The organism is Parabacteroides timonensis (genome assembly GCF_900128505.1).
In the GTDB taxonomy this organism is placed as follows: Bacteria; Bacteroidota; Bacteroidia; order Bacteroidales; family Tannerellaceae; genus Parabacteroides; species Parabacteroides timonensis.
This window is the reverse complement of the sequence record NZ_LT669940.1, coordinates 512,856-526,456: the sequence shown is the minus strand read 5'-3', so window position 1 is coordinate 526,456 and position 13,601 is coordinate 512,856. Positions and strand designations below refer to the sequence as shown.

Annotated in this window: 7 protein-coding genes; 1 reads left to right on the top strand and 6 read right to left on the bottom strand. The window is 43.4% G+C overall.

Features of this window, described 5'->3' with window-relative positions; all coding sequences use genetic code 11:
- Positions 1 to 241: 241 nt before the first annotated feature.
- The 3 genes from BQ7394_RS25555 to BQ7394_RS02815 all read right to left on the bottom strand — a co-directional run bounded on the left by BQ7394_RS25555 (position 242) and on the right by BQ7394_RS02815 (position 9,908).
- Positions 242 to 4,111, bottom strand: a complete 3,870-nt coding sequence (locus BQ7394_RS25555; protein ID WP_075555986.1) for a DUF6383 domain-containing protein — start codon at positions 4,109 to 4,111, stop codon at positions 242 to 244.
- Between the two features lie 561 nt (positions 4,112 to 4,672).
- A complete protein-coding gene (locus BQ7394_RS02820; protein WP_075555985.1) occupies positions 4,673 to 6,562 on the bottom strand; it encodes a RagB/SusD family nutrient uptake outer membrane protein in 1,890 nt (629 codons plus the stop codon).
- Positions 6,563 to 6,581: 19 nt separating this feature from the next.
- Positions 6,582 to 9,908 carry a SusC/RagA family TonB-linked outer membrane protein gene (locus tag BQ7394_RS02815; RefSeq protein ID WP_082211637.1) on the bottom strand — a complete coding sequence of 1,109 codons (3,327 nt, stop codon included), beginning with the start codon at positions 9,906 to 9,908 and terminating at the stop codon, positions 6,582 to 6,584.
- A 717-nt stretch (positions 9,909 to 10,625) separates the two neighbouring features.
- Here BQ7394_RS02815 and BQ7394_RS02810 point away from each other — a divergent pair.
- A complete protein-coding gene (locus BQ7394_RS02810) occupies positions 10,626 to 11,219 on the top strand; it encodes an HU family DNA-binding protein (protein ID WP_075555984.1) in 594 nt (197 codons plus the stop codon).
- Between the two features lie 122 nt (positions 11,220 to 11,341).
- Here the strand turns inward: BQ7394_RS02810 and BQ7394_RS02805 are convergent, their stop codons facing one another.
- The 3 genes from BQ7394_RS02805 to BQ7394_RS02795 are packed head-to-tail and all read right to left on the bottom strand — an operon-like array spanning position 11,342 to position 13,596.
- Positions 11,342 to 11,941, bottom strand: a complete 600-nt coding sequence (locus BQ7394_RS02805; protein ID WP_075555983.1) for a ribonuclease HII — start codon at positions 11,939 to 11,941, stop codon at positions 11,342 to 11,344.
- 28 nt (positions 11,942 to 11,969) lie between these two features.
- Positions 11,970 to 12,371 carry a VanZ family protein gene (locus tag BQ7394_RS02800; protein WP_075555982.1) on the bottom strand — a complete coding sequence of 134 codons (402 nt, stop codon included), beginning with the start codon at positions 12,369 to 12,371 and terminating at the stop codon, positions 11,970 to 11,972.
- A 10-nt stretch (positions 12,372 to 12,381) separates the two neighbouring features.
- Complete coding sequence (locus BQ7394_RS02795) at positions 12,382 to 13,596, bottom strand: aminotransferase class V-fold PLP-dependent enzyme (RefSeq protein WP_075555981.1); 1,215 nt, start codon at positions 13,594 to 13,596, stop codon at positions 12,382 to 12,384.
- Positions 13,597 to 13,601: the final 5 nt, after the last annotated feature.

Sequence of the window (13,601 nt, the reverse complement as noted above, 5' to 3'; positions counted from 1 at the left end):
TAGAGCTAAAGAGTGAATCATAACTTCTGAATAAAGAAAGCCCCAACGGAAATTCCGTCGGGGCTTTGTTTTTGCGTTACCCTTGCCCTTCACAGGGGTTGGGTAACAAGAACTTTATTTCATTACTTTAGTATTAATACTGATCGCTTGTTCTCCCTCGCGGGGTAATTATCATGGGGCGGTTCACGAACCGCCCCTACGATACGCGGTCAATTTAAATTTATTGATTATAAATAGTTACTTATTTTACGATTGCTTTCACAGCGGCTTCGCCTTCAACGGCTACTACTACCATACCTGCAGGAGCAGCGATTGTAGCTTCGCTAGAAGAAACAACTGTGTTAGCAACTTGCTGGCCAAGTACGTTAGTGATTACTACGTTCTTGCCTTCGGCACCCTTCACTGTTACAACACCGTTACCTGCGATTACTGATACTTCAGAAGCGTTGATTTCGTCGTTAGCAGTAGGATTAGAGTGTTCAGCAGCCAAATCAAACTTGTCACCAGCTTCGTAACCCTTAGCTACAACAACTACACCGTTGATGTTCTTCAGATAACCTTCGTCAGATACATTCGGACGTTTGTCGTTAGCGATGTAAGAGTTATAGTCATAGTAAGCAGTCTGAACCTTGAATGAACCATCAGCTTCGTGGTTGATCGAGTTGATGTAACGGAATGCGAACTTAGCAACATTGAAGTCTCTTGTGCTCAGGTCGATTACATCAGAAGCCTTACCACTCTTCACATAGTTTTCGTCTGTGATATACAGTTTGTCACCTGTACGGAAACCGTGTACGAAACCTAACTTAGCAAAGTTTTCACCAGCTTCACCTTCGTTGATATATTTGTTCAGGTGGATAGCACCCTTTTCATAAGCAACGTAAGCAGTGTCGATCAAGTTAACCAGGAAGCGACCATAAGTAGTATCCGGGTGGATTGCCGGGTGACCTGGCACTGTACATTCCTGTTCAGGTACATACTTCGGATTTACAACCAACAGATACTGATAACGGTTGTTATGACCACGGTTTACATAAGCTGTATCAACATACAGAGCAGGAGCCATATCCTTCAACTGTGCGCTGTTGCCCAGGTTCAGGAATTCGCCGTTTTCATACATCATGTCATATTCATTTTCCTGACGGAAGATGCGGATAGTATCACCCATTTCCTGTAAACGATATTCAGGAGCTTCAACCAACTGCAGGTCGAACAGGTCGTTAGAGTTTACTTGTTCGTAAGCGCCTTCTACTTCAACAGCACCCAGGTATTCAGTTGTTGCACCATACAGTTTCTGGTTCAGATCCAGAGTGAATGGTTTCTTGTCAGATTCCTGTGCCACACCGATCAGGTTATACAGACCATTCTGTTTTTCTTTCAGAACGAAACGATAAGCCTTATTCAAATCAGCAGTAGTGAATTCCTTAGAATCCTTATCACAAATCATTGACTGGATGTCGTGTGTGCTAGGAGTTTCGTAAGTCAGGAACTCGTTGTTTTTAGTGTTCTGCAATGCATAGCTGATGATAGCCAATGTATCGTTAGCTTCCTGATATCTGTTCTTTGCATCGTAGTAACCCACTTTAGAAGTTACATAGATAGAGTCAGTCGGAGTTTTCAGCGTGCTGAATGTTCCGTAAACAGCCTTAGCAGTCAGCGGAACCAGTCTCCATGTAGCTGCTTCTTCTACATCTTTCATCAAGCCCAGCAGGTGAGTTGAAGAGTGATTTTCTGATACATAGAAGTCTGTTTCTCCTGTAGAAGCTACAGCCAAACGATATTGATTGTCTTGAACATCCAAAGCTTTGAAGTTAGCATAACCGTCCATCATGACTGCGTTGTGTGTCAGATCTTCAATATCAGCAGCAGTGATAACCATTGTATCGCGTACGGCAGAAGAATATCCGAACGGAGTTCTACCTGTATAACTTACAGCATACTTATCATTACCCAAAGCATACATATCTTTCACTTTAACCACTTCTTTAGACTCGCGGTTTGTGAATGTGAAAGCATAAGCATCTGCTTTCGCAGTAGCCTTATCTACTGTAGCATTTGTAGCAGTTACAGCCCACTGTCCTTCCGGTTTGCTGAACAAGAAGCTGCTAGCCTGTACAGCAGCAGGATCACCGTTTTCATTCATTGCCAAAACCTTACCGTTTACTTTCGGGTTTGAAGTAATGAATTTGATGTTTACATATCCGTGGTTCAACGGGTTGTTGTCTTCGTCTGTTGTCAATACGAAAGCATCGCTACCAAAGACTGCGTAAACAAGAGTTCCAACTTGAGAACTAGTAGTAGTTTTACCAGCAGACAAGAAATAACCTTCATTGTTGTTATAGCTGATTACAGAATACTTAGTACCTCCTTTAGCTACAACGATAGAAGTGATTTTGTCGTCATCAGCATTGCTATGATTGATTGTGAAGTTATAAGCGATATTCTGTTTTACATTCCAAGCTTCACCATCACTAGATACTGCATTCATGATGGTCTTCATGTCATCTTCAGAGATAGTCTGGAACTTGAAGCCACCATTATCGCCGGCAAACTCACTGATACCTTCTACTGACCATTTTTCGTCTTCGTTCAGGTTCAATACGATGATACCTTCTTCGTTAGCTAACATGTAAGTACCATCTGTATCTGTATCCTTATAAGATTCGAAGCCAGTTACTTTGCCAGCATCCGTCTTAGCTTTCACAACTCTTAATTTGCCTAAGAACGGGTTGCCCTGCAAATCAGTCACACCATCTTTCTTGTTAGACAGAGTCATTGCGAAGCCGTCACCTAACTTCTTAACCAATTCACCGGCTGTGAATGCGTCTGCAGCAGCGTTATGGAAAGAGAAGTAAGCCAAGTTGGCAATTTGACCAGTAGTATGAGTAGACAATGCCACCAAAGAGAATACACCACCAGAACATGTCAGAACACTTGTCTTTGACTCATTCAAGAAACAATAAAGGTTTCCACCGTTTGTCCCATTGTCAACCTCCTGTATATAGAATCTTTGTATTCCGCCTAATTCCAATACATTATCGTTAGCATCCACAAGTTTGTAAACACCTTCTCCCTCAGTTGCTTCTACAGTCCAATAGGGTTTGCTTGCTTCCCCTACGGTTGCAGCTCCGGCACCGATATACTGATCAGCTGTATTTGTACCTTGCGCTCCATCTGCATAGTGAATCATATAGGTTCCACCTTCTTCGAAAACCACGCTGTTAGTATAGTTTCCATCAGGTTGAGCGTTAGAAGATACGGTAGTTCCAAAATTAACACCAGCTTTTGCACCATTGGTAACTTTGGAAGTAACACCTTCTACTGTTGTTACATATAAATCAGTTCCATCTGACTCAACTCTAACGCCATCTTCACCCAAAGTAATGCTATAGCCAGTTCCATCATTTGTAACCGTCTCCACCTTAATATCAGGGTCGGCTTCCAAAGAAATCACGCCGTCTTCATCAACATTCCATAAATATTGTGTAGGAGTATAACCCAAAAGCAGCAAATCGAATTTACCACTCTGACCATCAACCAGTTCAGCTTTACCTTCTTTATTGACTACCAAATACTTGTTAGCGCCAAACATAATAGGCTTACCCTCGCCCTTTGTCGCTTCCAGGACTGGAGTTGTTATCGTATAAAGGTAAACAGGTGTTTCATCTGCCGAATTTTCAATTGTTCCCTCAGCGATATTCAGGTAGTCAGCCGTCGAGTTGACCTTAACTTGCGTTCCATTGCCTGAGGTAGCATTAACCAACGCCTGCAATGCAGTAGCTGTGCCCAAACTCCAATCTCCAACAGCAAAAGCCAATCCAGAACCGCCTGCCACAGTAAATTTGTTATTTATGAAATCCCAATTCCAAGCATGTTTAGCAAGCTCATCAGCTTTTGTTGAATAATCAACATCTTTCAAACCCAATTCTGAACCATTAACAGTCAACACTTTAACAGTTCCTCCTCTTGGAGTAAGTTCATTACTAGCAATAATGAACTTACCATCAGCAGCTACTTCACCACCTTTCACTAGCACCACACCAGCATCCGCCGTAAATGTGGCTCCGGCGGCAAGAAACGCCGCCATAAGTGTAGAAAACTTTTTGTTCATAATCTTTTAAATTAATTGTTTATAAAATAGAGTAATAAAAGTCCAACAATTAATTTTACGAAAGGAGAGAACAAGCTCGGCTTTGGTTACACCGAGACATAAAAAAAGCACGAGCGTTGTCTATCATCAAGCTAAAGGCTCTGGTAAGCCCGTATAGAGATAATAGAACAAGTGCTCGCGCTTATACGATATAATATAATCCACCCATAGAATATGGTAGATACACTTATACGTAGTCCACGCAAGCATTTTATGTCCATTATTCCTCTATACAACTTAAAATTTACCAGATTTTTAGCTTAGAATAATCTTCGTAAAATGCTTGCAATATGTATTTGAAACCGCTTTATCGCAAGCCGCTGCTCGCTACGGAATCTGTTGCAAAGGTAAATAGCTTTTTCGAATCAACAAGGAAAAAACCTTATATTTTTCCGAAATAGGTGTTTTGCAGAACGAAACAGCACGATTTATGCAACAAATTTCTCGGTTTGGGGGATAAACAAGAAAAAGGTACACCGTCATAACAACGGCATACCCTTTCTACATTCTTAATCAATTCCGCTATTCAGTTATCTCTACTCCATAATACGGTCGGAAGTCATCATTCGACTTATAGAAATAAAAAGTCGTCGGATTTGTATACGGGTTATTGTAATGGAAGATGGCAGGATTAGCATTCAGCTCAGCCTGGTTCCAACCCGGAGTCCAACCGACAAATACACCATCCATATTGATACAATGCTGGTAACGCTCGCAGTTCGTACCCTTATAAGCACGGTGGATACCCACTTCCAAACGCTTGGCATCAAAATAGTTGATACCTTCCCCCCAAAACTCGACACCTTTCTGGAAGACATATTCATCCATGAACGCATCGGTAGTAGCAGCCGTACAAGTATAAGACGGGTTACGTGTCTTTACAATATCCTGCAAAGCAGTCGCTGCTGCCGGAACACCCGAGGTATGAAGTGCCGCTTCCGCTTTCAGGAAATACATTTCTTCGATACGCATGATCGGATAATCGATAGCACCACCGATCGAATGCGTCCGGTAGTCGCCGTTATGCGGACGGAACTTCATGTTTACATACAACCATGGCCACGACTGATAACCGTTTGACGAGTTGATACGGGCACGGATCCATGACGCAGAACTGTTATATTTATATTGGTATTTGTCAGGACCGAAACCTGAATAATCATCATTCCAATCACTCTGAGTCGTACTTGTACTTACGTCATTTACCGACCATTTATTGTTGATAAACTTACCGTCTGCACTTTTTTCCACCAGATAAGGTTCGCCTTCTTTCTGGTTCTTCGATTCATAGAAGAAGTTAGGAGCCAACCATGATTTTTTGCGGAAGTCGTTGTCCGAAAGACGTTCGTACCATTTACGGTCGAGCGAACGGCCGACACGCCAGCCATATACACTAAAGGTTGTTTCCGTTCCGAAGATCATCGCGAAAGAGAATGACTGATTATTACCCGTAGCAGCAGTTGTGTTACCTTCCGAAATAGAAGTGGCCCACATCCAGGAGCTCTGCGAGTTACGGTTATTGAAGCCGTTTACCGGATCTGTCCACTCGTTTTCCGTCAACGGGGTGCAACCGGCTACAGAAATAGCCTTATTCGCATATTCACCGGATTTCTGCCAGTAAGAAGCTTCGTCTTTATAAGTAGCAGAAGTCTTTACACGTGAAGCCAGGTTGGCATAAGTACGGGCATACAAACCATAGACTGCAGCCAGGTTCGGTTGAGTCTTATCCGTACGGGTATATCCTTCCAGATAAGTTTCAGCCTGTTGCAGATCACTCAGAATCAAGTCATAAGCAACATCTACCGTTGCACGCGGATTATTGGATGCTTCTTCCGATGTAGTCTTTTCTGTTACGATAGGAACACCCAGGTTTGTCAAGTCATTTTCAGGACTTACATAACTGTAACGGCTATCGGTCGGTTTCTTGTACTCCATAATCTGAACCAAGTCGAGATAATAAAGGGCACGATAGGCATAACAGATTCCCAGATACCCCTTCTTGGTATCATCCATATCGTTCACATCGACCATACCGATGACATCGTTTACATTCTTGATATAAGAATAGTAGAGGTAAGAAGGATAAAGTCCACGGTTAGAGCCGGTAGCACTTATCCCGCCATTACAATAGGCTCCCATTGTGTTATAACCGTTTCCCCCGGAACAAACAAACTGGCCCGTACTATGTTCCAACATGGCACGCATACTGCCATAAGAAATCATTTCTATACCGCCATCATCATTTATATACCCTCCCATCGAGGTATAAATGGAGTTGACCATTCCCTGCAATGCCGACTCCGATGCCTGAATCTGGTCATTCAGCACATATTCCGTCGGTAATGTTTCTTCAATACAGCTACTTAACCCCAGAAGAGCCACCGCAGCCAATAAAATCTTATATTTCTTCATGATGTTTTCTTTTTAATGTTTAGAATGTCAATGAAATACCACCCGAGATAGTACGTATCGGAGAATAAAGCTCCGAATTGCTATATCCCTTCAATGTATAGCGGGGATCGAATCCCTGGCGTGCCGAGAAGTAGAGCAGGTTTTCACCCGAGAAATAAACACGTATATTCTGGATATTATACTTCTGAGTCAAACTGGAAGGTAATGTATATCCGAAGTTGATATTCTGAACATTCAGATAGCTTGCATTCGTAATGAAACGGTCTGAACGGCCATTCTGTGTGTACTTTTCTGCAAACTGCAAACGTGGAATGCTTGAACCTGTATTCTCAGGCGACCAGGCATTCAACATGTCTTTATGCCAGGTTGAAGAGGTGGCCGTACTGGTGTGCATCAATGTCGAGTAGGTATAATCGTATGCCTTACCTCCCAACTGATAGTTCAGGTTGATAGAGAAATCGAAACCACGATAGCTCAGAGAAGTACCTAAACCACCATAGAAAGAAGGAAGCGCATCACCGATCAGGTAGTCGGTTGCCTGGTTGACATCTTTGGTCGTTTCCTGTCCTGTCACATTTCCTGCATCATCGAGGATATCTTTATAGAACAAAGATTCTCCCGTTTCGGTATCCAGGCCGGCAAACTTAGGCAGATACCAAGTGTAAAGCGAAAGACCTTCAGCCACGAAATATTTGTATTTGGAAACGAACGACTTATCCAGATTCACATACCCGTTATGACCGTCCACCTTAGTCGTCTTAATTTTATCCGGCAAAGTCAACACTTTGTTCTTTACATGGGAGATATTGAAATTAACGTCCCATTTGAAGTCCTTATTCCGGATTAGTGTACCTTGTAATACAAGTTCGAGACCCGAATTCCTCATGTCACCCAGATTAATGAAATAGCTGGTGTAACCAATAGAAGGAGGTGTATTCAGAGAGAACAACATATCACTGGTTTTCCGGTAGAAATAATCGAGGCTACCGCTCAGTCGTCCGTTGAAAAGATCAAATTCGGTACCCACATTCCAGTTCGTATTGGTTTCCCAGGTGATATCGCTCGAACCTTTCTGGCGCCATTGGAAAGCAGCCTGGTCGTCATTGTTCACCACCGTGTAAGAATCGGCATACAAATAGTCACCGATGTTGTCGTTACCCTGTGAACCGACAGAAGCTTTCAGTTTCAGAGAATTAACCCAGGGCACATTGAAGAATGACTCTTTGGATATAAGCCAGGCACCGCCGACCGACCAGAAGTTACCCCAACGATGATCCTTTGCAAAACGTGAAGAAGCATCACGGCGATAAGACACCGAACCGAAGTACTTTGCATCGTAATTATACATGGCACGGAAGAAATAACCTTCGTTATTATAAGAATTGGAATAAGAATACGGCGTATTATTCAGGTTCAAAAGCGTGGCCAATTCCCATGAATTATCGATTCCGAAATTACGTCCGGAAGCACTCAGCGATTCATATTTATAATTATAATATTCATGACCGACCATTGCGCTCACATCATGCTTACCGAACTGTTTGTTGTAGTTCAGCAACTGTTGCGTATTATAAGTAAAGGTACGGTAAGAAGCTTTATACAGAGTTCCGTTATCGGAAGAACTGGTATAATAATCGACGAAAGGACTCTTGGCCTCCGTGTAACGGCGGTCATAATCATAAGCATTGGCATTGAATGTGAATGTCAAGTCCTTTGTCAGGTTTATGTCCGCATAACCACTGGCGATAAACGAGTTACCGGTTGTTTCCTTCACATTATACTTGTTATTGAAAATACAGTTGCCACCAACGCCGCCTGCACGGTTCAGATCGTAAGCCTGTGCGAAGTCATACATGTTCTCTCCCCATTTATCGACCATGATGTTCTTGTTTTCATCACGGAAATAAATCGGGTAAATAGGAGCCTGAGTCTTGATCGTACTCCAGATTGTCCCAGTACCGATCGTACCTTCGGTAGTCTGGCTGTAATCATATTTAGAATAGTTGAAGTTTGCACCGACTTTCAGCCACGTCTTTGCCTGGTAATCCAGTTTTGCACGTGCCGTCAAACGTTTCTGTGAAGAACCTTCCTGAATACCATCCTGATCCAGATAACCGACAGAGGTATAATAATTAATACGGTCGGAAGCACCGGAAACCGACACATTATATTCCTGGCGGAAACCGTTCTGCAAACCGACATCTTGCCAATCGTCGGCCTGCAACCAGAATTTTTGCCCGTTATAGTTATAGAGAGACCCCATAGTTGCTCCCGGATTCATTGTTCCACCCTGCTGGATAAAATCTTGTCCTTCAGGAGTCGAATAAACCATATATCCCGGGCCTACCCCGCTGGAAGCACTTGTCAGGTGCTGGTTTGCCAAAGCATGGGCATCGGTAGTCGACATGCCGCCGCCGTTTTCCGTTATATAATAGTTATATAACATCTTATAATAAGTTTCGTAGAATTGCTGGGAGTTAGTCGTCTTATAGTTCTTAAGACCATTCGAGTTGGAACCCCATTTAGCATCCACAGAAACTTTGGCATCCCCGTTTTTACCTTTCTTTGTCGTGATCATAATCACACCGTTGGCACCACGGGCACCATACAGGGCATTGGAGGCTGCATCTTTCAATACGGTCATCGACTCGATATCGTTGGAGTTGATCAGGTTCAGGTCGCCGTCGAAAGGCATACCGTCCACTACAATCAGAGGTTCCGTATCAGAAGAGATAGAACCGAAACCACGAATGGTGATGGAAGGCGAGCTACCCGGCTGTGCAGAAGCATTGCTCAATTGCACACCGGCCACACGTCCTGCCAGAGCCTGGGCTGGGTTCGACACCTGCGCTTTTAGAAGATCGTCCGCTTTCATGATACCGGCAGAACCCGTAAAGGCTTCTTTCGTACTTTTACCGAAAGCGACTACCAGTACTTCATCCAAAGCCTGACTGTCTTCCTGTAACACGACCTGGATATTGTTCCGGTTTCCCGGCCGGATAGTCTGGGTAACATAACCCACATAAGATATTTGCAGCGAACCGCCTGATGGGATAGACAACTCGAACTTTCCGTCGAGATCTGTCATGATACCGTTGGTTGTACCAACCTCAACAACACTGGCGCCGATCACCGGTTCACCGTTTTCGTCTTTCACCAACCCCGTTACTCTACGGGTATTTTGAGCCGTCGATGTTTTTTCATGTACCGCAACCGCGGAATGTCCACCACTTGCACTCAATTCCGTCATTGCCTGTCCTGCAGAGATATTGCTCTCGGCAACCAACGGCAAACTCAGACAAAACAGAGCCATAGGCACAAAAATGACTTTCTTTGTGTAATTCATAACTTAAATAATTAGTGATTATAACTCATAAAAGCAAATACGAAAGAGAATATTCCAACACATGTGCATACAGCTATGGCTAGCTTTACCGATGCACACAATCTCATCCATTTAGTGTTTGTCGTCATACTAAAAATTAATTAATGGTTCTTACTCTAATAAACAACTACAAAAGCTATATTTCATAGCTTAATAAAAAGTAGAATCTGAAAAAACAGACTACCACACATACTTAATATCCCTTAATATCTTTTACTTACATTCATTAGTGTCATTGTCGCTTCAAACAAAGTTCACATAGGACTCACTCAAAACCCCAGTACAAAAATATATTATTTTTAGATATATAGCATATTTTACTGTATAAAATTAATAAAAAAAACATATTGTTACCAATTTATGTATCAAAAGATAGCTTTCCACCCTTTAATAACCAGAGTCCTATGTGAACTCCGTTTATCGGGATATTTCCCGGCTCATAATCCATTGTTTCAAACGATAAGCAAAAATATGACGATATACTAGCTCTCGACTAGTATATTTTTATATCTTTACTCCTGACTTTTTACTGGGACACCAGTTGTCGGCCCTTAGAACGACAGTTGTCAATTTATAAACCGACAACTGGCAATCCATAAGTCGACAGCTGTCGACCCGGTAAAGAGTCGGGACTTTTTTGTTAAGCACTAGTATATTATCATCTAATACATCACTATCATGGCAGCAGAATATAAGATGGAACGGAATCCGAACCCCAAGGGTGACAGTGAACAACAAGCATTACATCCCCGCCTGATATCGCAGGGAACAGTGGGAACCGACGATATCGCCCGCTATGCACAAACCGTATCGACCATCTCGGAAGCCGACATGAAAGGAGCATTGGCCGTATTGGCACAGTATGCCGCCTATCAATTGCGCGAAGGCTACACCGTCTACATCGAAGGAATAGGGTACCTCACCCCCACCTTGCAATCGCGTCCGGTGATGGAGACCAAAGAGCTACGCAGCGAATCGGTACATTTCAAGAATGTAGCCTTCCGGTGTGACAAGGAATTGAAGCATAAATTGAAATCAATGCATATCTACAAGGCACATACCCCGAAGCTGAAAGAATTCGACATGAACGAACGCCGCCGACGCCTCCTGCAATACCTCGACCGGAACGAATATATCACCTCCACCGACTACGCTGTCCTCAACCATTGTAGCAAATACGGTGCACAACAAGACCTGAAAAGATTTACGGATGAAGGCGTCATCAGACAATCGGGATACCGCAGTTCGACCAATTACAGGAAAAGTAAATGAATGCATTATGAATGATTCCACAACAGATCATTCATACTATCGAAGCCTGCAATTCAAGGCATAAGCCAACCAATGAATGCATGAACCCATTTTCTGCAAAAACAAATCCGGGAGGGGTATTATCAGAACTTCAACTCCAATTGTTCCGGCAGTAAAGTGAATGTTTTCCGGTGATAGGGAGTAATACCTACCGCACGGATTGCTTCGCGATGGGCCTTTGTCGGATACCCCTTGTTTTCAGTCCAGTGGTAATCGGGATATTCTTTAGCCAACTCATCCATATAATCGTCACGATAGGTCTTTGCCAGAATAGAAGCGGCGGCGATGCTCAAATACTTGCCGTCGCCTTTTACAACAGTGGTATGGTTAATTTCAGGATACGGGGTAAAACGGTTACCGTCGATCAAGAGATGCTCCGGCCGTACTTTCAACTGGTCGATCGCCCGATGCATAGCCAGGAAAGAAGCTTTCAGTATATTGATTTTATCTATTTCTTCAGGTGTGACAATACCTACGGCCCAGGCTATCGCCTCCTGCTCGATGATCGGGCGTAAGGCATAACGCTTTTTCTCGCTCAACTGCTTGCTGTCGTTCAAATCGTCGTTCTTAAAATCAGGAGGAAGAATAACCGCTGCCGCAAAGACAGAACCAGCCAGGCATCCGCGTCCCGCTTCATCACACCCGGCTTCTATCCGGTCGGCTTCCATATAAGGTAATAACATAGAGTTTAGTATTTAAGTAGTATCTTATTTAATCTATCATCTTCTTCCTCATCATCCAAGGCCGCAATACGAAATAAGAGAACAAGGTGGCCAGGGTAACTCCGCTTATATTGGCCAGAAAATCAAACCAGTCTCCTCCCCTGTAAGATGTACAATATTCCTGTAATAGTTCGATTGCTCCACTCATCAGGATAGGGCAAAGCACCGCACCTATCCAGGCATGCCACAACACCTCGTCATACTTCCGGTGATTACGCAAGAACTCTACCCACAACATCCCGGACAATCCGGCATACATACAAATATGAGCCACCTTATCTATCCCCGGTATCTTACCGATCTCCATGGAAGGCGGTTTGAAGAACGACAAATAGATTACAACTACTATAATTGTCAAGGATATTGGATATTTCTTCAGATAATATAACATAGACTACTTCTTAAAACATTTTTCTTACACGTTCTATCCCGGCGGCAAAGACATCTATTTCTTCCTTTGTATTGTAGAAAGAGAATGAAGCACGGACAGTTCCTTCTATACCTAACGCCTGCATCAGCGGCTGTGCACAATGATGGCCGGTACGGACAGCTATTCCCAGGCGATCCAATAACATCCCCATATCATAATGATGAATATTACCGACCAGGAAAGAAAGTACGGCTCCTTTATCTGCCGCCTGTCCGAATATACGCATTCCTTCGATAGCGTTCAGTTTATCAGTCGCATAACGCAACAGTTCTTCTTCATAAGCCGCAATATTATTCATCCCCAAACGATTCACATAACGTAAGGCCTCTGCCAAAGCCGTACTACCGATATAATCGGGCGTACCGGCTTCAAACTTAAACGGTAATTCGTTGAAAGTCGTTTTCTCAAAGGAAACAGTTGCAATCATCTCTCCACCACCCTGGTAAGGAGGAAGTTTATCCAGCCACTCTTCTTTGCCGTAGAGCACGCCGATACCCGTCGGGCCATATACCTTATGCCCTGAAAAAACATAGAATTCCGCATCCAGTTCCTGTACATCCACTGCCAGGTGAGGAACAGCCTGTGCACCATCTATCAACACCGGAACTTCATGATTATGTGCTTCCTCGATTATTTCCTTTACCGGGTTGATAGTCCCCAGCACATTCGATACATGGGTAACAGATACCAGCTTCGTACGTTCCGAGAACAGTTCGCGGAACTTATCCATATCGAGTTCACCTTTCTCGTTCATCGGAATCACCTTCAGTGCAATTCCTTTCTTTGCGGCCTGTATCTGCCAGGGAACGATATTGGAATGGTGCTCCATAACGGAAAGGATCACTTCATCACCCGCCGACATGCACTCGTCGGTGAAACTGGATGCAATCAGGTTGATCGCCTCCGTTGTTCCGCGTGTAAAAATAATTTCGTTGGATGAACGTGCATTCAAAAACGACTGCACGGTTTTACGAGCCTCTTCATGTGCTTCGGTAGCCGCTTGACTCAGGAAATGAACACCACGGTGAATATTGGCATTCACATTGTAATAGCCGCTTTCAATCTTCTCTACCACCTGGCGGGGCTTTTGAGTAGTAGCTCCATTATCGAAATAAATGAGCGGTTTATCGTATATCTTATGCTCCAATATTGGAAAATCTTTCCGGATAGCTTGTATATCTAACATAATAA

Coding starts and splice junctions, on each gene's coding strand:
- BQ7394_RS02795 (WP_075555981.1), bottom strand. CDS start 13,596: ATGTTAGATATACAAGCTATCCGGAAAGATTTTCCAATATTGGAGCAT.
- BQ7394_RS02805 (WP_075555983.1), bottom strand. CDS start 11,941: ATGTTATTACCTTATATGGAAGCCGACCGGATAGAAGCCGGGTGTGAT.
- BQ7394_RS02810 (WP_075555984.1), top strand. CDS start 10,626: ATGGCAGCAGAATATAAGATGGAACGGAATCCGAACCCCAAGGGTGAC.
- BQ7394_RS02815 (WP_082211637.1), bottom strand. CDS start 9,908: ATGAATTACACAAAGAAAGTCATTTTTGTGCCTATGGCTCTGTTTTGT.
- BQ7394_RS02800 (WP_075555982.1), bottom strand. CDS start 12,371: ATGTTATATTATCTGAAGAAATATCCAATATCCTTGACAATTATAGTA.
- BQ7394_RS02820 (WP_075555985.1), bottom strand. CDS start 6,562: ATGAAGAAATATAAGATTTTATTGGCTGCGGTGGCTCTTCTGGGGTTA.
- BQ7394_RS25555 (WP_075555986.1), bottom strand. CDS start 4,111: ATGAACAAAAAGTTTTCTACACTTATGGCGGCGTTTCTTGCCGCCGGA.